The 24,504-nt window shown below is 53.0% G+C and carries 22 protein-coding genes; 20 read left to right on the forward strand and 2 right to left on the reverse strand.

All coding sequences use genetic code 11. From position 1 onward, the window contains the following. The first annotated feature begins 17 nt into the window (after positions 1-17). The 17 genes from IFT57_RS09545 to IFT57_RS09625 all read left to right on the forward strand — a co-directional run bounded on the left by IFT57_RS09545 (position 18) and on the right by IFT57_RS09625 (position 19,337). Positions 18-1,067, forward strand: coding sequence for a type II secretion system F family protein (locus tag IFT57_RS09545; protein WP_122530639.1), 1,050 nt, complete (start codon positions 18-20; stop codon positions 1,065-1,067). Positions 1,068-1,171: 104 nt separating this feature from the next. Beyond that, positions 1,172-1,699, forward strand: a complete 528-nt coding sequence (locus IFT57_RS09550) for a type 4 pilus major pilin (protein WP_122530637.1) — start codon at positions 1,172-1,174, stop codon at positions 1,697-1,699. A 55-nt stretch (positions 1,700-1,754) separates the two neighbouring features. Continuing rightward, positions 1,755-2,717 carry an ATPase, T2SS/T4P/T4SS family gene (locus IFT57_RS09555; protein ID WP_241032639.1) on the forward strand — a complete coding sequence of 321 codons (963 nt, stop codon included), beginning with the start codon at positions 1,755-1,757 and terminating at the stop codon, positions 2,715-2,717. 64 nt (positions 2,718-2,781) lie between these two features. After that, positions 2,782-4,260 carry a type II secretion system protein gene (locus tag IFT57_RS09560; RefSeq protein ID WP_244656742.1) on the forward strand — a complete coding sequence of 493 codons (1,479 nt, stop codon included), beginning with the start codon at positions 2,782-2,784 and terminating at the stop codon, positions 4,258-4,260. 68 nt (positions 4,261-4,328) lie between these two features. Then, entirely contained in the window at positions 4,329-5,555 is a 1,227-nt protein-coding gene (locus IFT57_RS09565; protein ID WP_241032637.1) for a radical SAM/SPASM domain-containing protein, read from the forward strand. Next, entirely contained in the window at positions 5,549-6,688 is a 1,140-nt protein-coding gene (locus IFT57_RS09570; RefSeq protein ID WP_241032636.1) for a radical SAM/SPASM domain-containing protein, read from the forward strand. The genes IFT57_RS09565 and IFT57_RS09570 overlap by 7 nt, the downstream gene beginning before the upstream one ends. Next, positions 6,685-7,785 carry a radical SAM protein gene (locus IFT57_RS09575; RefSeq protein ID WP_122530631.1) on the forward strand — a complete coding sequence of 367 codons (1,101 nt, stop codon included), beginning with the start codon at positions 6,685-6,687 and terminating at the stop codon, positions 7,783-7,785. The genes IFT57_RS09570 and IFT57_RS09575 overlap by 4 nt, the downstream gene beginning before the upstream one ends. A gap of 71 nt (positions 7,786-7,856) precedes the next feature. Then, positions 7,857-8,213 (forward strand): hypothetical protein, encoded by a 357-nt coding sequence (locus IFT57_RS09580; RefSeq protein WP_122530629.1) that lies wholly within the window; start codon positions 7,857-7,859, stop codon positions 8,211-8,213. Between the two features lie 23 nt (positions 8,214-8,236). After that, positions 8,237-9,169, forward strand: a complete 933-nt coding sequence (locus IFT57_RS09585; RefSeq protein WP_122530627.1) for a hypothetical protein — start codon at positions 8,237-8,239, stop codon at positions 9,167-9,169. A 62-nt stretch (positions 9,170-9,231) separates the two neighbouring features. After that, positions 9,232-10,275 (forward strand): hypothetical protein, encoded by a 1,044-nt coding sequence (locus IFT57_RS09590; RefSeq protein WP_241032635.1) that lies wholly within the window; start codon positions 9,232-9,234, stop codon positions 10,273-10,275. Further along, positions 10,272-11,996 (forward strand): radical SAM protein, encoded by a 1,725-nt coding sequence (locus IFT57_RS09595; protein ID WP_122530625.1) that lies wholly within the window; start codon positions 10,272-10,274, stop codon positions 11,994-11,996. The genes IFT57_RS09590 and IFT57_RS09595 overlap by 4 nt, the downstream gene beginning before the upstream one ends. Then, positions 11,983-13,023, forward strand: a complete 1,041-nt coding sequence (locus IFT57_RS09600; protein ID WP_122530623.1) for a hypothetical protein — start codon at positions 11,983-11,985, stop codon at positions 13,021-13,023. Before IFT57_RS09595 ends, IFT57_RS09600 begins: the two co-directional genes overlap by 14 nt. 31 nt (positions 13,024-13,054) lie before the next feature. After that, positions 13,055-14,197: a radical SAM protein gene (locus tag IFT57_RS09605; protein WP_241032634.1), complete on the forward strand. Its 1,143-nt coding sequence runs from the start codon at positions 13,055-13,057 to the stop codon at positions 14,195-14,197. Further along, a complete protein-coding gene (locus IFT57_RS09610) occupies positions 14,197-15,981 on the forward strand; it encodes a radical SAM protein (protein ID WP_122530621.1) in 1,785 nt (594 codons plus the stop codon). Before IFT57_RS09605 ends, IFT57_RS09610 begins: the two co-directional genes overlap by 1 nt. Further along, a complete protein-coding gene (locus IFT57_RS09615; protein WP_122530619.1) occupies positions 15,978-16,769 on the forward strand; it encodes a hypothetical protein in 792 nt (263 codons plus the stop codon). The genes IFT57_RS09610 and IFT57_RS09615 overlap by 4 nt, the downstream gene beginning before the upstream one ends. After that, on the forward strand, positions 16,766-17,911 hold the full coding sequence (locus IFT57_RS09620; protein ID WP_122530617.1) for a radical SAM protein: 1,146 nt from the start codon (positions 16,766-16,768) through the stop codon (positions 17,909-17,911). The genes IFT57_RS09615 and IFT57_RS09620 overlap by 4 nt, the downstream gene beginning before the upstream one ends. Positions 17,912-18,125: 214 nt before the next feature. Next, positions 18,126-19,337 (forward strand): radical SAM protein, encoded by a 1,212-nt coding sequence (locus IFT57_RS09625; protein WP_122530613.1) that lies wholly within the window; start codon positions 18,126-18,128, stop codon positions 19,335-19,337. 16 nt (positions 19,338-19,353) lie between these two features. Here IFT57_RS09625 and IFT57_RS09630 read toward each other — a convergent pair whose 3' ends face one another. Then, on the reverse strand, positions 19,354-19,701 hold the full coding sequence (locus IFT57_RS09630) for a hypothetical protein (protein WP_122530611.1): 348 nt from the start codon (positions 19,699-19,701) through the stop codon (positions 19,354-19,356). Positions 19,702-19,814: 113 nt separating this feature from the next. On the opposite strand from IFT57_RS09630, the gene sbcB reads away from it, so the two are divergent. The 3 genes from sbcB (at position 19,815) to IFT57_RS09645 (ending at position 23,148) form a co-directional block, all read left to right on the forward strand. Next, positions 19,815-21,470, forward strand: a complete 1,656-nt coding sequence (gene sbcB, locus IFT57_RS09635) for an exodeoxyribonuclease I (protein WP_192151266.1) — start codon at positions 19,815-19,817, stop codon at positions 21,468-21,470. A 58-nt stretch (positions 21,471-21,528) separates the two neighbouring features. Then, positions 21,529-22,362, forward strand: coding sequence for a thymidylate synthase (locus IFT57_RS09640; RefSeq protein ID WP_122531652.1), 834 nt, complete (start codon positions 21,529-21,531; stop codon positions 22,360-22,362). 291 nt (positions 22,363-22,653) lie between these two features. After that, positions 22,654-23,148, forward strand: coding sequence for a hypothetical protein (locus IFT57_RS09645; protein ID WP_122531650.1), 495 nt, complete (start codon positions 22,654-22,656; stop codon positions 23,146-23,148). A gap of 80 nt (positions 23,149-23,228) precedes the next feature. Here IFT57_RS09645 and IFT57_RS09650 read toward each other — a convergent pair whose 3' ends face one another. Continuing rightward, entirely contained in the window at positions 23,229-24,467 is a 1,239-nt protein-coding gene (locus IFT57_RS09650) for a hypothetical protein (RefSeq protein WP_122531649.1), read from the reverse strand. Positions 24,468-24,504 lie beyond the last annotated feature (37 nt).

A 24,504-nucleotide genomic window follows, 5' to 3' on the forward strand; every position in this document is an offset into this window, starting at 1 on the left:
GGGGCGGAGACTGACAGATGCAGTGGCTCACAAAAATGCAATTCGGTGCCGATGCGCGCCGCACGATGTATCAATCGTTCCTGGATTACCTCAAGCAAGGTATCCCCATCAACGACATCGTGACCAACCTTGCCGGCTCTATCCGCAAGGCCAAGGCTCGCCGGTTTATGTACCAGGTGGCAATCCTGGATGACATTTCCCTGCAGATGTCGACCGGCGTTGACTTTGCAGATGCCATCTCCAAATGGGTACCTATCAACGAAGCCATGTCGGTTCGGGCGGGGATGGAAAGTGGTGACCCTGCATCTGGGATGCAGAACACGATTGATGCCGTAGGTGCGGCCAATTCGATGAAATCGACCATCTTTGGAAAGCTGGCGTACCCAGTGGTTTTAATTCTGGCGCTTGTCGGACTGATCCTGTTTTTCTCGCACTCGATCATTCCCCGTATTGCGGAGGTATCTGACCCTTCAGGTTGGCCTGACAACTCCAAATCCATGTACACGACCGCCATGTTCGTAAAGGATCAGGGGCTATACGTGATGTTTGCCCTGATTGCCGCCATCGTAGCGATCAATGTGTCCTTATCAAGGCTAACAGGGCGTCTGCGAAGAGTATTGGATGCACTGCCCCCATACAGCTTTTACAAGGCATTTCACAGTGCAAACCTGCTTATCTCGCTTTCAGCACTCATGCGCTCTGGCATCCCATTCGTTGATTCGATGATCCAGCTGCAAAAGTATTCCACTCCCTACCTGAGTGACCACTTGAGCACGATGATCTCAAACATCACCGACGGTAAATCATTGTCGGATTCGATGGACACGGGCCTTCTGTCCCAGGAAATGATGGTGAGCGTACACATGATGAGTTCCAACGCGAACTTTCAGGATGCGGTCAATGAAATCGGGCGCCAGGCCGTAATCAAGGGCATCGAAAAGATTACCCTTATCGCGGGCGCGCTCAATGGCGTTTCGATGCTGGGCGTAGCCGGTTATGTAGGCTGGGTCTATTACTGCTTCAACTCTGTTGCCAACTCGATGGGTCAAGCATCAGGCAGCATGTGAAGAAAAAATCCCCGATTAAACCATATATTGGCTTGTTGGGGACGATTTATGATGATATTGTTCAAGCGTTACCCAAAAACAACTATAAAAAGAGGGTCATCCCCATGAAGCTTAATTTCGCCCGCCAAGCCGGCGCCACTCTGATCGAGATCATGATGGTTGTCGCGCTCATGGCCGTCATCACCATCGGTGCCTTGACGTACTTCAACTCCGCGAACGAATCGTCCAAGGTGCAAGAGGCGACCGCGTCGCTTACCGCTCTGACGTCGGTTATTCGCAACCAGTTCGCTACCCAGGGTAGCTACGAAGGCCTGACAGCTGACGTTGCCGCCAAGTTCGGTAACGTTCCTGAATCGATGCTGGTTCGCAGCGGCACCACCGCCCGTTTCAAGAACCCGTGGAACCAGGCCACTGGCGCAGTAACGATCACCTCGGCCACCACCAACGTCGCTGACGACAGCTTCACTGTGACCTTCACCAAGATCCCTGCAGCTACCTGCATCGACTTGATGACCCGCACTTTCCGTCACTTCGACATCGCCAAGGTTGGTAGCACCACGGTCACCACCGTTGCCACCATCACCACTGCTTGCGGTACTTCAGACACCTCGCTGAGCTGGACTGCACGCTAAGCAAAATGGGCGCCCCGGCGCCCTTTTCCTCCGTTCCCTTCGGAATTCTTGCACAATGACGGCTTCCTCTCCCCTTGATCATGTGACAGACCTCTATCTGCCCGCAGATGATCCGAGATCTGGCTTCTTTTACCCTGGAAACCACCCAATCAGACCGGACATGGTCGGCGCCTGCATCGCATTGGTCGAGAAGGCCAAGAAAAAAAGGGTGTCCGACAGCAAAGTTTCAGAGGGTGGTGTACCGTTTCGTTCACACTTCATGCCCACTTCAGGTGGAGACATGTACATTTTCCGTAAGATGCCGACAGAAGTTCTGTCGATGTCCAAGCTAGGCATGCCGGCAGTGGTCGCCAATCAGCTACTTTCAGAGCGCATGATCAAAGGTGGCCTGATCATCGTGTCGGGATTGCCTGGTAACGGCAAGTCGACCACCCTGGCTTCAATCATTGTCAGTCGCCTTGAGAAATACGCAGGCATCTGCATTACAGTTGAAGACCCTATCGAAATGCCTTTGCAGGGCAAGCATGGAAATGGGATGTGCCTGCAAAGGGGCGTCATTGGTGAAGAGCAGTTCTCCAATGCCATTCGGGACGCCATGCGTGCCTATCCCGCCAAAACTCCTGCCATGATGATGATTGGCGAAGTCAGGGACTCAGAGACGGCTGCGCTTGCCATCCGAAGCGCTGTGGATGGCAGGCTCGTAATGATCACCATGCACGCCGCAAGCCCGATCAAGGCATTGATGCGCCTATGCTCTTTCGCGTCTCGCCACATGCCGCTCGAAGAAGTCAGGGAGCTGCTCTCGTCGAGCTTTCGTATGGCTTTGCACCAGTCGCTGATCACTCCACCTGGAACTGACCAAGTGAAGCTTCAGCTTCAGGTTCTTCAGGACACCAACTCGGTAGCCGGCACAATCAGATCCCGAAATGTTTCGCTCGAAACATTGAAGAATGACTTGAGCCAGCAGACGAACTGCCTTCGACTGAAAATCCCGATCGAGCTCAGAAACATTGATTAACGCTCAGGGTATTGGTATCTTTTTAACCATATATTGAAAAAAATAAGAATAATCGGACGTGCCTATGAAAATGCGCCAGAGAGGGGCCACACTCCTCGAACTGATCCTTGTGGTAGGGCTGGTTGCCCTAGGCACCCTGCTGGCCTTCTATACAAAGCAGGCAGATCTTGAGCAGGCTCGCGCCCGCCAGATGGGCGGCTACATTTACCAGTACAACAATGCGGTGAGAAACTACATCGCCAAGAACATCGAGCTGGCAACGCCAACCACCCGTTCTGGCACATCCTGGCTGAAGAACAACACATGCGGAGGCTCCCTTGCCAGCGGTTCAGAGTTTCTGCCCTGCGATTTCCCTAACGCGCTACCAGGATCACCCCTGCCCTACGGCAACCTGACCTTCACTACGGTGTTGACCTCTTCTGGTGCCGCACCGAGTCGTAAAGTCACAGCGACCACGACCACCTCGCCTTTCCAAATCAGTTTCAAAGGCAGGCTCACCACCCGCTCTGACCTTGCAGGCCTATCAGCCCTGTCGGCTGCCGCCGCACTCATGACCGGCTACCAGAAAAGCGGTACCGGTGTTTCACCGTACACTGCAACCACTGACTCAAACTACAAGGCCAACCCCCTGACGGGTGTGATCACGATGACGGCAGGCAACAATGCCTCCAATGACGTCTGGTTGCGTACCGATGGCGGCAACAGCATGCATGCATCGCTGACTTTTGATGGTGCCAATCCAGCCAATCGCCAGATCCTGGGGGCCTCTACCATTCAGAACCTGGCGGGCCAACTCTTTACGATCGGTGCTGAAACAGGTATCGGAAAACGCTTGTCAGCAGCCTCATCCACTGTCGGCAGCGGCGTTATTGTCGAATCGGATATGGAAGTGGTGGGTCGCCTGCTGGTCGACAGAAGTGCAGATATTGCCGGCAGCTTGGGCGTCAGTGGTGCAGCCTCGATCGGCAGCGATGCTACAGTTAATGGTCAAGTCTATACTCAGCGAATTGTCGATCTGAACGACGGCACATTCTTCCTTGATCCCAATGGAGTATCTTCGCTGAGATCTACCAGAACTCGCTCAATTGCAGCAAACCCCGCGCTTGGCCTGACACTTGATCTGAATGCCCAGCAATTACAGATTGGTCAGATTGATGGTGCTGGTAACACCTCTAATGGGGGTGTAACTACCATGATGGGTAACGTTGATGTCCGCTCACTGAATGTCAGTCGTGGTGGCCAGCTTGTCAGTATGTATGACCTGATGCCTGAGTGGGTTCAGAAGCAAGGCTGGGTCGCTAACGATGGTGAAGGCGTCAGCAAGCCCGCTTGTGGCGTAGGTCAGCCAATGGTGATTGTTACCCCAAGGGCAATCCCCCTAGTCACACTGAACAAGGGTACTGGTTATGATGGTACCTATCTTGGCCGAAGCTACTTCTACGCTTACAACAGCGGCTCATACTGGACGATCAAAGCCGATTCTGCCTACACCGGCTCTGTTGGCCAAGCCATTGTCATGACCTACTGCTACTACCCAAAATAAGCCGGGCCATTGCTATAGGGACGCTTTAGCTATATATTGGCAGCATTCTAACCCCTGGGTGCTGCACAATGATTGGCGTCGTCATCGCAAAACCGACCAAGCTCTGCAATGCAGACTGCAGCTACTGCTCATCCCCGCCCGACGGCTCAAAGCCTTGGGGTGAGGAAGAGTTGGTTCGAATCTTCTCCTCGCTCAAAGGCCACCTTGAACCCAAGGCCATGTTCCTTTGGCACGGCGGTGAGCCACTGCTCATGGGCCCGGATTTCTACCGCAAGGCACATGCCATTGCCAAGGAGCTGACCCCAGAACTGGAATTTGCTGTTCAAACCAACCTTCTGCTCTACAAGACCAAGCAGTGGAAGGGCGTGTTTGATGACATTTTTGGCGGCGCTTGTTCAACCAGCTATGAGCCTGATGAGAAGCAGCGCACCATCAAGGGTGACCCCGTCAAATACAGCAAAACCTTTTTCAGAAAACTGGAAGAGTTTCAGGAGGATGGCTTCAATCCCCTGGTAATCGGTACGTTCACCGAAGAAACCTCAGACTTGATGCATTTGATGTATGACAAGTCGATTGAGCGCGGTGATCGCTCGTATCATCTTCGAATGAACTACTGCTCCCCCGTTGGGCGCGAATCCGGATCTGGGCTCCTGATCGAGCCTGAGACCTACGGTCGAAAATTGATTGAGATCTACGATCGCTGGATTGCTGATGTGCCAGGTTTTGTCGTAACACCCCTGGATCTTATGCTTCGAAAAGTCTTGGGCCAGGATCTGGAGAGATGTCCTTGGACACGAAAGTGCGGCGGCGCGTTCATGGGAATCATGCCCAATGGGGATGTCTACAACTGTGGCGAGTTCTCCGACCTCTCTGATGACTGGCGCTATGGCAATATCCTCAATGGCACTTACACGCCAGGTCGCCAGGCGATAAACTTTGTTCGCAAAGCGCCGGTTGAGCTCATTGTTCCAAGCCTGATGTCGTCTCCTGCAGCAAGAACCATCAAGCGCCGAGCCGTACTGCAGCCTTTGGACTGCCAATCATGCAGACATTTCAAGGAATGCCAGGGTGGTTGTGCTCGTGATGTTGTTTTGTACAACCAGGGCATTGGCGGCAAGTTCATGTACTGCCGCTCGTGGAAAATGGTTTTCGACCGAATCAAGGCCAGCATTCTTTCGGGTGAAGCCAATCGCATGATTGAGTGGTTTGGTGCAGATCCTGCCGTCATCAAGGCCAATATCGAGCGCAACAGCCTGCCTTCTGATCTCGACCGATGGGCGACCACCGTATGCTAACGATCTATTTGAAACCCACAAACTTTTGCAATGTTGGGTGTGATCACTGCTATCTTCCTGAATCCGTCAGGGCTGAGAAAACCCTGATGTCAGACGAACAGCTGCGCAAGACAGCCAGGCTGGCTAAGGATTTGGCTGAGCGTGAGAAAAGTGGGCCGATTCACTTCATTTGGCATGGTGGCGAGCCTCTGATCCTCACGCCAGAGTACTACCTTCAGGCCAATGAGATACTGCGCCAAGAGCTGGGCGATGGGTTCACCCAGTCGCTTCAGACCTCTTTGATTCCCTACACGCAGAAGTGGTCTCATGTGGTTGAGACACTTTTTGACGGCCACATTGGTAGCTCGGTGGACTTCACTCAACGCAAGGTCAAATCAAGCAGCTCCGCTTACCTGGATCTCTGGATGGCCAAGGTCAATTTGGCGCGTAGTCATGGTCACTTCGTTCTTCCTGGGATGGTGCCGACCCGTCACGAGATCGACAATGCGGCCAAGATCATCGGCTGGATGGATGACAACGGTTTCAAGGCATTCAACGTCGAGCGATTCTCCCAGTTTGGGTCAAAGACGCTTGACTGGCCGAGCAACCGGCAGCATGCCCACTTCCTCAAAGGCCTGTTTGATGAGACGGTCAAGCGACTCAAGGACAAGGGCACCTCTCCGGTCATCAACGTTGTTGCGGCCAGCATCATGGGCGTTGTTCATGGAATGCCGGGTGATCGCTGGGGGACTCGGTGCCAGCGTGAGTTTCTCGTGGTGGAGCCTGATGGCTCGATAAATACCTGCCCGGACAGGGCGAAGCATGAGAAACCATACGCCAACATTGAAGATGGTGTGGACGATCTGATTCGCTCCCCTGGGCGTCGGAACTGGATTCGCATCATGGACGTGACCCATAAAAAGGATCACTGCTCGGTGTGTGAATTCAGAAGCTTTTGCAAATCAGGTTGCCCGGTTACCCCCAATGGCCCATCCGAGGGTCAAGATGAGTGCTCGGGCTACAAGACTCACCTTCTTCACGTACAAGCTTACTGCCAAGATCACCCTGAGGATGTCGACATGCTGGTCGACTACGCTCAGCGTCGCCGCAGCGGCTTTGAGTTATTGCCAAAAATTCGTCAGGAGGCATCATGAGTTCCAATGATCCCAGATCTCTGGGCATTTCATCTTTCGATCACCTGGTCTACATTCGGCTGTTCGAAGGCTGCAACCTGGCATGTGAGCACTGCTTCATTCCTCCCAATCCAAAGAGGATGACGGAGGAGCAATTGGAAAAGGTGCCGGGCATGATTGTTAAATTCGCCCAGCCTGGACAAACCATTCTGATTCAGTGGCATGGCGGCGAGCCCACCATGTTCGGCCCTGACATCATCCGTCGCTCGATCGAGCGCTGGAAATCCGAGCATCCAGAATACCAGTGGAAATTCGGCATACAGACCAACCTGCTTTCCTACGACGACAGCTGGAAAAAGCTCTACAAGGATCACTTCGATTCGGACGTAGGGATCAGCTGGGATCCCAAGATCCGCCTGATGAAGGCAGGAAAGCCCGAGTCCAACGCCGATTTCGAGTCCCGCTTCTGGCCAAAGGTTGAAGAGCTGGTGAGTGATGGCTTGTCACCCTACCTGGTCGTTACCGGCACTCGCGTTTTTTTTGAATCTTTCCCCAACCCACTGGCCTTCTTCGAGTTGATGGAGTCCAAGGGTGTGCGTTCAGGACACATTGAGCGACTGACCAAAACAGGCGTTGCTCGGCAGAACTGGGACAAGATTGGCATCTCCAACAAGCAGTACAGCCAATACATGCTCAGATTTGGTCGAGCATACCTGCAGTATCTAAAGAAACCACGACGCGAGGGTGACCCGATCTTCCACCTGTCGCCCTTTGACGGCCTGATTGACTCTCTCGATCGGTTGAACAATGGCTTGGCGGGCGGCTCTGGCTGCCTATCAGGGGCCTGTGACACCCGTTTCCACACCATTGATGCCAATGGCTACAAGCGCGGCTGCACCGCCGTGACAAGCGAATACGACAACCGCAACGCCGGCACTCAGGTCATCCAGATCATGGATTTTCGCATGGCGAGACATATGCGTCAGAAAAGCTGTGATGGCTGCGACTACCGCCCCATCTGCTCAAGTGGATGCTTGGCCTCTGACAAATGGGATGAATCGGGCGAGTGTTCTGGCGGCTCACTCTTGTTCAAAGGCCTGAGACAATTTACTATTTAGCTATATATTGACGCGACCATACCTCTTGCAGTCTAATGACAGCAATATAAAAACAATATGGGTGCTTTCTCATGAAGATTGTCCTGGTATCGGTCGCTACAGCCATCGCTGCTGCAGCTGCCACGATGGCGCATGCCAATGTCCCTCTGCGAATTGACGAGCACAAGGTTTCTGAAGAAGCCCGCATCGCCGCAGATGAACTGCTCAAAACCAACAGCATGAAGGCGTTGATGGGTCAGGATTTCGGCGCTCTGTCGAACGTTCTGTCTGTCAACGGCAACACCAGTCTGTTCGATGTCAAGAACCTGCTGGCAGCAGCCTCTGGCACTGACTCCACGTACGGCATCGACAAAATCGATCCGTTCAACGCCTACGGATGCTACTCCAACTGCTACTCGAACTGCCACGGATCGAGATCCTGGCGCTAAGTCAAAATCAAGGAATGCACCCAATGTCTGACCAGTACATGTTTGGCCCACAAAAAATCTCAGACCTTCTGGCTATTCAAGAGGGGTTGGCCCCGCATGTATTCGGTGTAGATGTTGATGTCTTCGATCCGCTTCCGCTCAAGGGTGTGAAATCCATCGGATTTCTGGCCAAGATGGACAGCGGCCAGCTTGATTTCGACCTCATCGACACAATGCTGCAGTACCACCTGATCCACTGCCCAATTTTCCTCGAAGTGCCTTTCAACTTCGAAATGAAGGCCAAAGACATCCTTATCGTGGCTCACAGCGTGGAAGCCCATGTTGTGGTCAGCCCGCCCGTGTCGGGCAATGCTGAAGACTGGGCTACCTGGGCTCGCTATGTCGACGAATTCGTGACTGCACTGCTGGACTTGCCTCAGTTTGCGCAAGAAGTGCTGCCAGTCACCTCCTACATCCAGTACATGTCCATGAACGTCATGGGCTATCAGCCGGCTACCCTGACCGACAACCCGATGATGTACGAATACTTTGAGAAAAACATGGATGCGCCTACCATGGATGCTCTCAAAGAGCGCATGCACCAAGCCGTTTTGGGTTACTACGGCGGACAAGCAGAATTCGAAATCATGGTTCACAGCACCCTTTCCGCACTGCATGACAATCTGAAAACCATGGGTGAGGAAGCATTGACGCGGATTCAGACCGCCCTGGACAACGGTGAGCCCAACCAAATCTCAAAAGCACTGCTGGAAATGCTGGAGCGCAAAGCATTCCCAAGCGAAAGCTCAGCAGTATCCCTGGTGCAGTCAGCGATGGATCACGAATCCGGATTGCTGACAGGGCTTGAAGTCGAGTTGGGCATTCTTGCTTCCAGCGATGGGGACGAGGAAGCAATCGCCGCACTGTCTGGCTTGATCCTGGATCTTCGCCAGCTCAGCACCTACCGGAAATCCTGATCTGGTCACGATCTCGGTTTAGTGGTATATTGCGGTGCAATCAATCAGAGCCGAGATCAGCCGTGGGAGACAGAGTTCTTTTCGTTAATGTGACCAGGCAATGTAATGTTGACTGCGATCGCTGCTACCTGACGCCTGAGCACCGCAGTGAAAAGGAAAGGCTCAATCCTGACCACTTCCAAAAGCTGGTGTCTGATCCATGGTTTTCCGAGAAGCCCCTTACGGTCATATGGGAAGGTGGTGAGGCTGCGCTTATTGGCAAGAAAGCCTTCACTCATTTAGCCAAATTGTGCGCAGAGCTTTTGCCCGAGGCTCGCCAGACCATGGTTTCAAATTTGTATGCAATGCCAGACTGGCTGATCGACCTCTCTCGTCTTTATTTTGCCAGCCATATCGAGACGACCCTTGCACTGAGCAAAAAGCGAAGTCTTTCTGGCTCGCAAGACCAATTTTTGGAGCGTTTTGCCAGCTCTTATCGAAAAGTGAAAAGTGCCGGCCTGTCATGCCCCATCAACCTTGAGCTCAATCGAGAAACAATCGGAATGGGGCCAGGCGCCTTGCTCGATTACCTTGAAATGCTGGGTGCCAATCAGATCGAGATTGATGTATCCGTAGAGTTCAGCGAGTTTTTCAAGAAGCCCTCCTACGCAGTGGATGGCTACCCACTGTTACCGCTGACGGCAACCTATGTTGAGTTCTCAGGCTATCTCAAGTCCCTGATGACAGAGCACTGGGAGCGAGCCTGCAAGCTTGGGCTGCACTCCACCCTGTTCGACCAATACAAGCTTGGCAAGCGTTCGACCATGTTTGCTGTTCAGCGTGGCCATGACTTCATCACGCTAAACCCTGACGGTACCGTCACGACCAACCCTCTTTTCTCTGATTTCCCCAACACCTACCTGGGGGATCTCAACAAACAGGATACCGCCGACATCTTGTTCGGTGGCAAGCGTGACCGTTACCTGCGCCACGAGATGCGCCGCACTATTCCCTGCCTCAAATGCGCTCACTTCGATCATTGTGCAGGCGGGCCTTCTCACGTCCCCGTTCAGGATGGGAGTGGGGAGTGTGTGGGCATGAAATCCATTTGGGAGCAATTTTCATGAAACGGGTCATCAATCAGATCAACGTTTCGATTACAACCAACCGTACCTGTACGTTGCGCTGCGATCACTGCTATATCGAACCGCACCTTTTCAATGACAAAAGACGCATGAGCGAGGAAACCTATCGGCTGATTTTCGACCGCATCGAAGAGCTCAAGGCCATCGACCACAACCTGACAGAGATCGAGTGGGAAGCCATTGGCGGTGAGACTACGATGATGCCGTTTGAGTTCTGGGAGCGTCAGCTGCCTTGGACTCTAGACCGGATTGCCAAGATCAACTCCACGTTGCGCTCTCCAGGCTCCCTCAACTTCCTGACCAACCTGGTGTATAAGGATCCACGCTACACTGACTTGTTCAATGAACATGCAGAGCACCCAGCCTTTTGCCTCTATACCTCGTGGGAACCTGACACGAACCGTTTTGGTAAGCGCAACCAGTTATTTCAACGCTTTTATGACACTCTGAAAAGCATAAAGGCTAGCCAGAAAACCCTGGACATTATCCTGACCAAGACCGTCATTGAAATGGGCGCTGAGCGGATTCTGGATATGTTCCTGCCCGCTGGCATCACAGACTTTTCCATGAAGATGATTTCCCCGTATGGCTCGGGGAAAGCTTTTTTTGAACCCAATATGGTGGATTTTCAGTCAATGACCGAGTTTTTCCGGGATATGGAAAGGCTCAAGCCTGCAGAAATCACTTTCACGCCGCAGGAGGAGATGCTGTCCACCCTGATGCGTGGCACAAGCTTCCAGTGCAACGGTAATTTCAAGTACGACTTGTCAATCGAGCCTGAAGGCACGTGTCACTTCAATGCCAACCAGACAGCCTCTGAAGCGGCTTTGGGCTTCAAGACGCTCGACATCAGTGATCCGGACTGGGCCTACAAAGTCTGCTTCGAAAACAAGATTGAAGAAGACAACAAGCTCAGCCTGCAGCACCCCGAGTGCGATCAGTGCGTTTTCATGCCTTACTGCAATGCTGGCTGGTACCACTACAAGGTGGCCGACCCGCGAGTCATCGACAAGTACCGTGAAAATGAGTGCTCGGGTTACAAGCAATTTTGGCAGGACAATCTTAATAAATTGGGCCATCAGGGCTTGGATCGCTCTGCGCACCTTCACCGCCTGGCCGTGAGAACAAAGCTAACCCGGCCTACTCGTACAAGCCCCGGTGAAGAGCTGATGCGAGAAACCGAGCTTGCATACGACTATGACCAGTACTTTGTGTCAGCCCGATCCATGGGTGAGATTATTGTCGACCGCGAGCGCTTCTTCGGAAAAACCTTGCTTCAAAGGCTGTGGTGGTATGACGACCTTCGGGTGAAAGCATTTGTGCCAGCAGAAATCCTGATTGACTCAAAGCATGCACCAAGAATCGTCGAGCATTACCTGTACACCAACTATCACACTGTGGAGCTCGACCAGGCCTTTCTCAGAAACTTTCTGGCAAACGACAACTCTGTCATAGCCCGTCGCTTTCGAGTCGCCTGCGGGGCTCTGAGGGCCTCTATGGGCACAGGTATCCCTCAGCAGGGGGATCGCCATGGCTTAGTAATTGATGCCCGCAACGAGGAGCTATTCCGCTCCATCCTGGATAAGGGATTGGTGGATGAAATACAACTGCCAACCCTGGCCCTGCAGGCCCATGAGCTTGCTTACCTTTCCAAAATGAACAGCAACATTATCCGAGAGGAGAGCATCAGTGGGATCTCTTAAGCGGCTGTACCAGGGAAGCCCTCTGCTCTCCTGCTTTCTCATCATTTGTTTAAGTCTCTTGGCGCTGGTGTCGGTTGATACCTATTCGGAAGACAGCTTCATTTCAACCTTCTACCCAGGAGCCGTTTCCTGGAGAGGGCCCTACGAAACGCTGGTATGGCTGGGCTTCTGGCTGGCACTGGGCAGAAGCTACACTGCACGATCGCTGTGGAAGGTGTTCATTGCCTCGTCACTTTTTGCAATGCTGATGCTGATGGACACTGCTTGGCTTGAATTCTGGGGTTTGTTTGACATCACACAATTCGGCAGCTACGTGCTTAGGCCGCAAGATGGCGTCATGGTGCTGGCAGTGATTTCAGGGCTAGCACTCACTGCCAGGGGGATTATTTCTGGCTTTACGGCCCAGCGCGCCATGCACTTGATGCTGATGGTCATCAGCTCAATATTCCTGATAGCTTTTCATTTGATTGTCGTGCTCGAATTTGGCAAAACCCTTGAACAGCGCGATCTTGCTGCACTGTCGGTCAAGTCGACAAGTGAGTACTTCGAGCAATATTGCAAAGCACCTGGATATGGCTGCTATGAAGGAGACTACCGGCCAGATGGTGTGTACAGCATCACGCTGGCTCAACCGCTACACCCGTTTGTGTACTCCCAGTTCTATGGGGATATCCGTGAAAAGCAGGTAGGGCCAAGAGAGCCTGATAGCACCTCGCGTCTGGGCGGTTTCAGGGATCTAAATCAATTTGCTGGCTCAAAGCCTTTATTCATGCACTCATGGAATACTGGATGGATGGATGCTCCTGGCATTGATCAGCCGGAAAAGCAGATGGCATTTTTCAAAAGCGGCAATCGGGTGCGGGTCATGGTGGATTACCACTCCGCAGTGGATGCTCGAAACCGCCAGGTGGCCTTCATGAGACCTATTCTTGCTGTTTTCTCCTTTGTCTGGATCATTGGCGGTTTGTGCATGACGCTGAAACACCAAGGCTTTTCACGCTTCAAGCGAATGGGCAATCGTCAATAAACGTGTTAAATTCACTGGCCAGGAGATTGCCATGACCGCCAGGCCTTTTACACTGCATATTCGATTGACCCATGGGTGCAATGCCAGTTGTACCTACTGCTCGTCTTGGCAGCAGAAAGCTGGCAAAGGCATGGGCCCAGAGGAAGTCAGAAGAGCGCTTCCTTTTATCTTTGAGGTGTGGGAGAAGCTTGGAATTGATCCGACTTACTTGAATATTGAGTTCGTCGGCGGAGAGATCCTCCTCGTTCATCCAACAGTGTTGTCTGACACTGTCCGAGAAGTTAGGGCTTTTTTTGCGAGCAAAGGCATACAGGTACGAGATGGTGCACAGACCAATCTGATTGGCTCTGATGAACGAATAGAGCACCTCCACCAACTTTTCCAGGGTCGGGTTGGCACATCAATCGATCGCTTTACCAATCAGCGCCAGCTTGGTCGGGCTGGCAGTGACGTTGAGCGGGCAGATCGCTACAGGGCGTTTTTTGCCTCCAGCAACGAAAAGGTTAGGGCCATCACCCGCAGAACGCCAGCAGCGGTATTTACTCTTGATGCCAAGACACTACCTCATTTGGAACGGGAACTGAGTTTGGCCATTGAGGAGGGGCGAGAGCTCACATTGCGCCCCGTCTTTCAGGGGGGCTCCCAGATCGACGGAATATCCAATGAGGCATTGGGTGCGGCACTGCAGAAAGGTTTTGAGCAGTGGATGAAAGCTGGAATGAGGGTTCGTATCGAGCCCTTTGTGAATCTTTTCCGCCGCAGGTTGTTCGACGATGCAAGCCAGGATCAGGGCTTCTGTGCCTGGCAAGCCGATTGTGCAGTAAAATCCCTGTCGCTTGAGCCCAATGGTGATCTGTTTATCTGCCAGGAGCTTGCAGACATGGGCGAGCTTCGCCTGGGCAATGCCCTGACTCAAGAATTCGATCTGAGCCTGCATCAGCAGATCCGGTTGCGCTCCCAAAGGCTTGATGCCGGATGCTTTGAGTGTCCCTATTTCAAGGCTTGCCAGGGGGGATGTATGCAGCAATCGCTGGAAGCCGGCACTGGGATGTACGGCAAAACCCAGTGGTGCCAAGCCTGGAAGATGCTGTTTTCAACAATGGACAAAGCCATAGATTACTGGGGTGTTGAACGCTTGAAAATAAGGTTCAGCGGCCTGATTGGGAGCAACTGATGCGCAGAATCATCGATTTCATGAACATTTGCCTGGTGACGAACCGGGGCTGCAACCTTCGATGCACCCACTGCTATATCGAGCCTGAACTATTGGCCAGCAGGGGCGGTATGAGTGAGGAGAACTTCAAACTCACCTACGAGCGCATCGAAACGTTACTCAACCTGGACGCACACACATCCCTGATCAACGTTGAGATCCTGGGTGGCGAGATCACTCGAATGCCATTTGAGTTCTGGGAGACGCTGCTGCCCTACTCCCTCGACAAGCATCAGCACTTTCGCGAGGTCACAGGCAAGGCAGCTTCTCTGGCTTGGTGCACCAACATGATCTTCCAGGACGATCGTTATTTTGACCTGATCCTGGCTCACAAAAACGATCCAAACTGGAGTGTCTTCATCCCATGGGAGCCCGACACAAACCGCTTTGGCACGCGCAACAAGCTCTACCCGCGTTACCTCAAGAATCTGGAGCGCATCAAGGAAGCCGGGAAGACACTGAACATCATCCCTACAAAGATGCTGGTAGAGATGCCCATTGAAGACTTCGTCAAGGTTGTCCGGGACGGAAGTTTCTTCGACATCAGCTCTGACATGCTTTACCCCTATGGGTCAGGCAAAGCCTTCTTTGACGAGCATCAGCCTACCTTTGAGCAAGTCTCTGACTTCTACATTCGCATGACCGAGGCCCTTGAGAAAATTGATGGCATAACCATCTCGCCATGGGATGAGGTGTCTGGCAGCTTGATGACGGGCAAAGGATTCAACCTCAATGGCAACGACGCCTACGACCTCACCATCGAGCCTGATGGAAGCGTAGTGCTCAATTCCAGCATGACAGGCACTGAAGCGCCTTTGCCCTCCCAGTCCATTTCCCTGGACGATCCACTGTGGAACTACAAGATTCTGTTCGAGAACATTCGACAGATGGAGGTCAAGTTCAGCGTGGAGCAGCCAGAATGTAATCAATGCGAGTATCTGCGCTATTGCAATGGTGGGTACTACCACTACAAATACCTCAGCCCGGAAGCAATCTCCCAGTACAATCAGGACGACTGTGCCGGCTATAAAAAATACTGGGACTACGCCAAGGAGCGCCTGGGCAACGGCGTTGTCAATGTCAGCGACATCAATCACAAGGAGATGCGAGCACAGCTACGCAAGCAGCGCCAAGAGGGTTATGTCGAGCCACACCAAGCAATCAGTGAGTCCAGCCTGGCGGTAAGCTATGAGGACTTCTTTCAGAATCTGTCCGCCCTTTCAAAAGCCGATTACGTTGTTATCGATCAAGCCAGGCGGTTTGGATCAACGCTCTCGGAACGGCTGTGGTTCTACGACGGGATTGGTGTCGAGGTCGAGGTTTCCAGCTCACTGCTCAACCAGGCCGGTGAAAATCAATGGATGCGTATTGCACGTAACCTTGCGAGTGGGAATTTCCGCACATTGCGCCTTGAACCGGAAGTTGTGTGGGACTATTGCCTCACCCATTCGGCGACGCGTTTCGCTACACTCGTTCTTGATGCCGTAATTGCCACTCGATTTGCCCACGGTGTGATTGCAGGGGGTGCGCCAACCATCATGCCAAGCACCCTGGTCATCGATGAACGTAATGATGAGCTGTTCCGCTTCGTTCTGCTCAATAATGTGCCCAAATCCATTGAAAAGCTGGCTCAAGACAGGAGCATTCCTCTGCTCTCAAGACATTCGGCAGACGCCATTCAAAAAGTGCGTAAACACATCAACTTTGAAAGCCTGCTGCGAGATCGCGGCGTGGTGCATCTATGAGTCTGCGCGTAGAGGCCCATCGCTTTGGATTTCAGGAGGCGATACGACACATGAGGCGATATTTGGATAATCACGCGGTCGGTCGCCTTGGACGATCGCTGAAGTATCTGGATGCGCTTGCCCATGCCTGTTGGATGGATTTCTATGGTGTAGCTCGCGCTGAAACCCTGGTCATTGGCCCTGATCGTGTGCTCAATTTGATTGTGGCCATGCGCTGCGCAGCTAAAGGCCAGCGGGTATTCGTGTATGAGGGGGATCAGCAGCAGTGGCAGGGTTATCAAGCAGTTCTGCAAAAGAGAATAGCCTGCTGGCACCCAAGTTTTACAGGGCTGGTGGAGTCCGCATTAGCCGTTAGGTTTGACGGGATGGACGTTGAAAAGGAGCTCACTGCCCTATGCGCTCAATATGTCGGTACCGACTCGGCCCCACTAGTCCAGGCACCCAGTCGGATAACACTGTTTTCCGATAAATTGACACACGGGCAGAAACGCTTTAGATTCTGGGTAGAACCAGGCCACTCAAGCTCAGTGCCTGGGCTCAGTCCTCTGGATTTCTGGCCCCAATCGGCTGCCAGTATCTACGATACCGAAGAGGGCAAAGCCGACCGCTTTGCTCTTGAGGTGGATACCGTTGTGATGACGGGTGTGCCTGGGCCTTCATTGGGTGACACGATCGACGATGCGATACGTGTAGGGGAAGCTTTGCGGCCTACGGGCGGCTTTTCAGTTTTCAGAACGAAGGATCGGCTTCAAGATGTTGCCGAGTCACTGGGAGTAGATGTTTCGTGAGCAAAAGCTTTCTTTTTCAGATCAATACCACGCGCGATTGCAACCTGCGCTGCACGCATTGCTACATTTCATCAGCCAAGAAAGACCTCTCCCACTTCATGGCTGAGGAAGACCTGCTCAAGATTTTCGATTCCATTGTCGAGTTTCTGAATTCTCCACGCGGGCTTCGCGACTATATTCTTGCTGATGTGCATATCATTGGTGGCGAGCCCACCCTGCTGGGCCTCGAATACTACAAAAGCGCTGTACCCCAGATTCGCGAGCGACTGGCCAAGGTCAAGCAGCAGGTGAAGCTATCGATCGTGACCAACCTGGTGACGCCAGAGTCGGTTGAGATCTCCAAGCTCTTTGATCACGTGGCGACCTCGTATGAGATCGACACACGTTTCGTTTCCGCAAAGGGGCGCCCACTGCCCAAGCTTGAGGCTCAATGGGCCAAGCACTGCACTACCTTGCAGGAAGCCGGTCAGCCGGTGAACGTGACCACCGCCGTTACCCGACAGGTCATTCAACATGGCGCGGTGAGACTGCTTGATGAGTTTCTTGAGCGAGGTTTTCGCAATATCCACCTGGGCTTCTTCATTCCGTCCGGTGATGGCTTGATACACATGGGCTCGGTCTTTCCACCGTTTCATGAAACAAGCGCCTTCATGATCGAGGCCGCACAATGGTATCTGGAAAAACGAGACGAATACCCAGACCTCTATGTTAACCCGGTCGAGTCGATGATTGAGTCCATCTACCGCAAGGTGCCCATGGATGACATCGTCTGCCCAATCATTCCAGGCTCCCTGGATTTTGATCCTGACGGCGAGGCGGTGACCTGCATTGAGGCGGGCGGAGAAGTGGACATGAATTCCATCGGCAACGTCTTCAAGGACGGTGTCATCGGCATTCTTGAAGGCCCCAGGTATCGACGCGAACGTACCCGAGCCATTGTCCCAAAGCCTCATTGCATGGGGTGTGATGAACTGGTCAACTGTCAAAGCGCCTGCGGCATCCTGCACAACTATTGGAATGGTCGCGGGGAATGTCCGGGCTTCAAAGGCTTCATCAAGCACATCCGCAAGCTGGTAGAAGAGGATGGCATCTTGCCTCGAAGTGCCATTGCTGAAACCGCTGCGACGTGGCGAGCTTGCTGATGATTCACCGAAAAGATGATATCGACAGACGCCTTCAAGCAAAGACCCCCTTCTGGAGGGGGTTGTGGCTCGTTGTTTGCGTGACGGGCCGCTTTGTCTGGTCGTTAGGCCCTCAAAACTGGTCGATTCAGAAACTGGCCACCGCAGGAAAGGAAGACCCCCTGGAAAATGGCCAGGGAAAGACCCAATCGACCTCAACGATGAATAATATCAAATGACCGAACTGACCTTTTTCCCAAACCCCAACCTTCATGTATTTCCTGAGCAAAGGGCATGGACGGATGCGATTTCTTCGGTCGACATCAGCCAAATGAACAGCATCGAGCAAGGCTACTTCGTTTTTACGATGATGCCATCGTTGCGCTGCTCGCTCAATTGTCCTCATTGCTATCTGACCCTGGATCAGCGTCGCAACAGCCCCATCATGACTCTGGCTGACCTTGAAGTAGTCTTGCATAAGGTTGACGACTACTACGCCGCCAAACGCCCAGGAAAGCCGAAGGTGGTCGTGTTCTACTGGTATGGTGGCGAGCCTACTGAAATGGGCTTCCCGTGGTTCCTGGGGGCCTTCAAGTTGATCGACAGCATCTTCACTCGTGAAAAGGGCTATGAGATCCGCCATGACATCCTGACCAGCCTGCTCAACGTCGAGGATGAATGGCTCAAGGTTTTCCACACCTATGGCAGGGGGCAGTTTCAGACCAGCTTTGATGGCCTGATGCGCGGAAAAGGTTATGTGAAAAAATGGGACAAGCGCGTTCGCCAGGCGACTGCAGACGGACTTCGGGTATCCACGATCAGTGTCGTCAACCATGAGCTGTTCAAAGATGGCCCTGTTGCCATCCTGGACTATTTGACTGACCTCGGAATCCAGGAGGCATCATTCCTGCCGTTTATGCTCAATGAGCAGAACAAGGGAGACAAGTACGAGAAATTCGCCCCCCCAATGTCCGAATACTCCAATTTCATGATTGAGCTGACTGAGCACTGGATTGCCTTGATGCACGCCGGCAAGAAGCCGCCCATGATCGGACAACTGGCGTTCATTCTCTCCCGTCAAAAACTGCCAATGGAAGCCAACATCGCTGGCCAGACGCTCTTTCTGCTGCCGGACGGCGACTTTGTGCTCCCCGACTACAAGGATGGCTGGCTTGAATTCATGAAGCCTTTCGGAAACATCCTTGAGCAGACCTTCGAGCAGGTGCTGACCTCAAAGGAAAGGCGCGGCTACATCCGCAGGCAGTACACCCGCAATCTCAATCCAGAATGCGTGACGTGCAACCGCAAGAACAACTGCATCATGGAGTTCTGGAAAGAGAATCGCCCAGGCGATGATTGCTTTGGGGCCAAACGCTATGTGGACTGGCTTATGAAGAACGAGCAAATCAAATACCTTGTCGATGACTCCCTGATCATGGCCTCCTGATCAGGGCTTGGCCCGCTTAGCTGCGGGTCATCAATTCCAGCTCGTACAGGCCCAGGTCTTCCAGCAGCTGACGGAAGATGTCGGCTACCTTGTTTTCATTTTTTTGCTCAAGCCACTGTGACCTCTTGGGGTCGTTGAGCTGTTTGCGCTCATCCACCAGATGCGGGCACAACTCGGCGAGCGGCGTCTCGTACATTTCCCTGGCGATGTGACCCGAAGCAACATAGATCTGCTCGGGCGTGAGCCGGTTCTGCAGGGCGTAGGCCATTTCCACCAGGCTTTTACCATCGATCAACCACTTGCTGAGGTTGTTGATGTCCTGCTCGGTTAATTTGTGCTTCTCTTTTAAAGGGATTATTTTCACGTATATTGCTCCAAGGGCTGGATCTCACATGATATTCTAAAGACATCCACAGACATTGGTAGTTTACGTCATTCGTTTTTGACGTATATTGCAACGAAACATAGGTGATAAGCATGGCTGGCAGAATTACACGTTTGGCGGTATTCGACACAGAAACAAGCGGATTGTCTGCACATCACGACCAGATCGTGCAATTTGCTGGCATCGGGCTTGACCCCGAACTGAACATTATTCCCGGTGACGAAATCGTTTTGGACGTGCTCATGCGCCCTGATGTGATTCCTTCGCCCGGTGCATTTGCTGTCACCGGTATCTCCATCAGTCACCTGATGGAACATGGTATTCCTGAGTTCGAGGCCGCCGGACACATCCGCAACTGGTTCATGCGCCAGGAAGGTACCAATATCACCGGCTACAACACTCAGCGTTTCGACGATGAGGTGATTCGCAATACCTTCTTTCGCAACATGATTGACCCGTATCAGCATGAGTGGGACAAGGGCAACTCGCGCTCGGACATCTTGCGCCTGATCACCATGGTCTACGCGCTGCGCCCAGAGCTGTTGCGCTGGCCCCTGAAGGATGGCCGCTACTCCATGAAGCTTGGCGAGATGTGTCGTGAAAACGGCATTCGGCTGGATAACGCGCACGATGCACGCTTTGACGTCATGGCAACCATCGAGCTAATGCGACTGGTGCGCAACGCCAGCCCTCGCCTCTGGAATCACTTCCTGGGCCTGAGTGACAAGAGCCAGATCCAGAACCTGGTCAATCAACGCAAACCCCTGGCAATGGTTGATCCATTCTTCAGTCGTGAGCAAGGGCACTTGTCGATCGTACTGCCGATCATTTACGACCTGAGCGTAAAGACCAAGATGCATGCGGTTGATCTGCGCGAAGACCCTACAGAGCTGCTCTCATTGGAGCCTTCGGAAATTCGTCGCCGCATGTTTACCAAAGTCTCTGAATTGGGCGAAGGCGAAGGCATCTCTTCCATCCGCTCCATCACCACCAACAAGGCTCCGATTGTTTGTGAGCTTTCAGTGCTACGCGGTCGTGATGATCTAACCCGCCGTTCGGGTATCGACATGGAGCGTTGCCTCAAACACGCCGCCATGATTGATGCAGACAAGGGCTTTCGTGATCGTCTGCAGCAGGCTTTCGTCAGTGACTTCGATCCACCCGAGGATGTCTACGAGGGCATCTACAGCCTGGGCATGATCGGTAAAGATGAGCACACCCTGCGTTCGCGAACTCGCCGCCTGATCAGCATCCCTGGCTTTGAGGGGCAACATCACGAAATCATCACCACCGATCCTCACGAGCTCTCGACCATGCAGTCTCGTGACCGTCTGCGTCTTTTTGAGCTGACCCTGCGCGCCAAATGGGCCAACTTCGGTGACGAGGTAATGGCGCACAACAAATTCACGCCGGCTGAGCTCAGCGAGTGGGTCAAGCACCTTGATCGCCGATGGTTCACAGATCACAGCCTGAAGAACTGCTCCAACCTTGAGCGATTCACTAAGGACTTGGCCGAGGTGAAAGCCAGCGTGGCCATGGATGCTACCCAGGAAAAGGCCCTGGAGGAACTTGAAGCTCACGTAATCACTACCGTGACCTTGATTGACGGCCTGAAGTCCATCAGCGCTGATCTTCGTGATAACGCTCTGGTGGAAGAAACTCTGCGCACCGAAGTTGGCATCATCGATTCCGATCGCAAAAGCCGCGAAGCCCGTGGCAGCTCCGATGGCGTCGATTATCAGCCCTGACCGCTTCTGACATTCACAGCCCGCCGCGAGGCGGGTTTTTATTGATGGTAAAAGACCAATGAAAGCATATATCGACCTTTTGACTGACGTAATCACCAATGGCATGACCAAGGGTGACCGCACTGGCACTGGCACCAAAGCAGTCTTCGCCCGTCAGTTTCGCCACAACCTGGCTGATGGATTTCCACTGCTCACCACAAAAAAGCTTCATTTCAAAAGTATTGCCAATGAGCTGATCTGGATGCTCAGCGGCAACACCAACGTAAAGTGGCTCAATGAGAACGGGGTCAGCATTTGGGACGAATGGGCAACTGAAGAAGGTGATCTTGGCCCTGTTTATGGCGCTCAGTGGACGGCATGGCCAACCAAGGATGGTGGAAAGATCAATCAGATTGACTACATGATCGATTGCCTCAAGAACAACCCAAACAGCCGCCGAATTCTTTTCCATGGGTGGAATACCGAATATCTGCCTGATGAGAAGCTTTCACCCCAAGAAAACGTCAAAGCTGGACGTCAGGCTTTGGCCGTTTGCCACCTTCTTTACCAGGCTTTCGTGCACGATGGCCGACTTTCGATGCAGCTTTACATCAGAAGCTCGGATATTTTTTTAGGGTTACCTTATAACATTGCAGCCTTATCCTTGCTAACGCACATGCTGGCTCAGCAATGTGATCTGATCCCCCATGAAATCATCGTCACAACAGGTGATACGCATGCCTATTCCAATCACATGGAACAGATTGAGGAGCAGCTGACCAGAACCCCGAAAAAGCTTCCGGAGCTGAAAATACTTCGTCGACCTGATTCGATTTATGAGTACAAATTCGAGGATTTCCAGATTATGGGTTATGATCCAGACCCGGCGATCAAAGCACCAGTAGCGGTGTGATTGATGCCAGAGCCATCGAACCTCAAGCTTGCTGAACGCCAGGCTGAGGCACTCAAGCACAAGCCTGCCATACGTGAGTGGTTTCAGTCTGAAGCCGCCCTAGAGGCGCTCAAGGCTGGAGCGCTGGAGGCCCAAGCCCATATCAAACGGATGAGGGAGGACACTTCCTTTGACTGGTGCGAGCCCCATCGACCCATTGTCCGGTTTTGAATTTCAGCAATGACTTATGCATCTATTGAGTTTTCCAGCGCCAGAGTTTAATCTTCAGGCCTCTCAATGAGGCCTTCACTCATGCAACCATTTGTCTTCAGCTTCGATCTCGATCGCTATTATGGTCTTGAGCTGCACGCTGGTACGCTGGGATTTGACGTGTTCAGGGGTTACCTTATTGGCTTGCTGCGGGATCAAGCAGATGCTTGTGGCAGAAACCTTGTACCAACGTCAGACCCAAGCAGGCGGGGTTTCGGGCTGCATGAGCAACCATCAGCGTCAATGCTCAAGATCGAGCTCACCCTTTCGGATGATGAACACGCCTTTGCGCATGCGGTAGGCATGAAGCTTCTAGGCAGAAAACCCGGTAATGAATGGCAGGCATTGGTAATCGATTGGTTGCTGAATCAGGAGGGGTTAGAGCTATGGGACTCAATGCCCCGCACTGGGCTCGACCAGGGTGATGTGACCTATGAACTCGATGTAAAGCGCGGCGCCTTTCTGGCTGTCAGCGCAAAGGTTGCTGGAACAGATGTGTCTATGGCGATCCCACCGGCACCCTATCGGTTCTGTTGATTGCAGCCAATCAAGACAAGCACGGACTCAGACTGCTGGGCGCCCATCAAGTCCAGTAGGACTGGGCGCCCGCAGCTTTATCAGCTCAGATCCATGATGTCGTAGACGCGGGCTGTTCTGACGGGTTCGTCTGGTGCTTGTGCAGCTGGGAGTCGATCCAATTCAGCGAGGAACGAGCTGGCTTTGCGTGCAAACGAACGCAGCTTTTGAACGGTCTGATCGCCAACTTCAGCTCCAGATTGGGTTGATGCTGCCAATCTGCTTGCTCGCTCAGCAACCTGTGGTGCACTGGCAGCAATCATCGCGCTCAAACCCTCTACCGTGACGTGGCGAGGAACATCAAGACGCTCAGCCCGCACCAGGCCATCGACAGTTTTGCGAGGCGGATTCACCGACAACCCCTGGGAGTCCTGCACCAGCTCCTGCAGCGCGCTGACCTGAAGATATGCGCGCACGCCTACAGGATCCTTGCCCAGCATCAGGGTCGAACCATTTTCAAGCGAACGCTTGGCTTCAAGCTGCGAGCGGCGAATGCAGACCTGCTCTACCTGAGGGTTGCGCGTGGAGGTAATGACATTGAGCGCCTGGAACGAAGGCTTGGAGGCATCCTGTACGAGCAGTGCCGGCTTGCCATCTGCAGTTCGCACGAACTTCAGAGGCTTATCCGCCTGTGCACCTTCAATGCCCCCAGCTTCTTTCAGAGCCGCTGCGTAGATCGCCAACCGATCATGTGCATTGTCATGAACAAGACCTTCAACGGTGACCAGGTATGCCGGGATTACAAGGCTTCCGGATTTGGCCAGCACTGAGGACTTGGTCACGCCCTGATACTCATCCTGGTGCCGTACGTACAGATCCTTGATCTGAGGCGTGCCGTCGGATTCCAGATCAACGAATTGATCTGCATTGATCTTCAGGATGCTGTCCTGAGCATCAGCAATGTTCAACCGCCCGCTTTGTGCAGGATGGCCTCGCAGTGCAACGTCGAACATATCGAAAGCCGAAGGAGCACGCCCCAGCTCTTCCTGAACACTGCGCAGGAAGGCGTGGGAGGTGCCGGGTAGGCCCAGTACACTCGCAACCAGGGTAGGGGGAGCTTCATCCAGGTTCAGGCCGTAGGTGCCTTCTTGCTCAGCCTGGTAGAGGCCCATGCGAGCATACACGGCAGCGCCAAGGTGGGACGGGCTGATAATCAGGTTCTTGTCCTGATCAAGTGAAATTGTGGCCATGAGGACATCCTGGCCTTGTTCGTCAGACCAGGCGTGAATCTTGTATTCATCCTTCCAGGTCTTATTGTTCAGTGCATCAAACAGTTGCATGGTCTTTCCCTCAGGGGTTGTATACCCATTATCGCAC

The sequence above is a fragment of the Pseudomonas sp. CFBP 13719 genome (assembly GCF_014842095.1).
GTDB lineage: Bacteria > Pseudomonadota > Gammaproteobacteria > Pseudomonadales > Pseudomonadaceae > Aquipseudomonas.

What these genes read in the sequence shown, in the direction of transcription:
- IFT57_RS09545 (WP_122530639.1), top strand. Translation starts at nt 18, where the DNA reads ATGCAGTGGCTCACAAAAATGCAATTCGGTGCCGATGCGCGCCGCACG.
- IFT57_RS09550 (WP_122530637.1), top strand. Translation starts at nt 1,172, where the DNA reads ATGAAGCTTAATTTCGCCCGCCAAGCCGGCGCCACTCTGATCGAGATC.
- IFT57_RS09555 (WP_241032639.1), top strand. Translation starts at nt 1,755, where the DNA reads ATGACGGCTTCCTCTCCCCTTGATCATGTGACAGACCTCTATCTGCCC.
- IFT57_RS09560 (WP_244656742.1), top strand. Translation starts at nt 2,782, where the DNA reads ATGAAAATGCGCCAGAGAGGGGCCACACTCCTCGAACTGATCCTTGTG.
- IFT57_RS09565 (WP_241032637.1), top strand. Translation starts at nt 4,329, where the DNA reads ATGATTGGCGTCGTCATCGCAAAACCGACCAAGCTCTGCAATGCAGAC.
- IFT57_RS09570 (WP_241032636.1), top strand. Translation starts at nt 5,549, where the DNA reads ATGCTAACGATCTATTTGAAACCCACAAACTTTTGCAATGTTGGGTGT.
- IFT57_RS09575 (WP_122530631.1), top strand. Translation starts at nt 6,685, where the DNA reads ATGAGTTCCAATGATCCCAGATCTCTGGGCATTTCATCTTTCGATCAC.
- IFT57_RS09580 (WP_122530629.1), top strand. Translation starts at nt 7,857, where the DNA reads ATGAAGATTGTCCTGGTATCGGTCGCTACAGCCATCGCTGCTGCAGCT.
- IFT57_RS09585 (WP_122530627.1), top strand. Translation starts at nt 8,237, where the DNA reads ATGTCTGACCAGTACATGTTTGGCCCACAAAAAATCTCAGACCTTCTG.
- IFT57_RS09595 (WP_122530625.1), top strand. Translation starts at nt 10,272, where the DNA reads ATGAAACGGGTCATCAATCAGATCAACGTTTCGATTACAACCAACCGT.
- IFT57_RS09605 (WP_241032634.1), top strand. Translation starts at nt 13,055, where the DNA reads ATGACCGCCAGGCCTTTTACACTGCATATTCGATTGACCCATGGGTGC.
- IFT57_RS09610 (WP_122530621.1), top strand. Translation starts at nt 14,197, where the DNA reads ATGCGCAGAATCATCGATTTCATGAACATTTGCCTGGTGACGAACCGG.
- IFT57_RS09615 (WP_122530619.1), top strand. Translation starts at nt 15,978, where the DNA reads ATGAGTCTGCGCGTAGAGGCCCATCGCTTTGGATTTCAGGAGGCGATA.
- IFT57_RS09625 (WP_122530613.1), top strand. Translation starts at nt 18,126, where the DNA reads ATGACCGAACTGACCTTTTTCCCAAACCCCAACCTTCATGTATTTCCT.
- sbcB (WP_192151266.1), top strand. Translation starts at nt 19,815, where the DNA reads ATGGCTGGCAGAATTACACGTTTGGCGGTATTCGACACAGAAACAAGC.
- IFT57_RS09640 (WP_122531652.1), top strand. Translation starts at nt 21,529, where the DNA reads ATGAAAGCATATATCGACCTTTTGACTGACGTAATCACCAATGGCATG.
- IFT57_RS09645 (WP_122531650.1), top strand. Translation starts at nt 22,654, where the DNA reads ATGCAACCATTTGTCTTCAGCTTCGATCTCGATCGCTATTATGGTCTT.
- IFT57_RS09650 (WP_122531649.1), bottom strand. Translation starts at nt 24,467, where the DNA reads ATGCAACTGTTTGATGCACTGAACAATAAGACCTGGAAGGATGAATAC.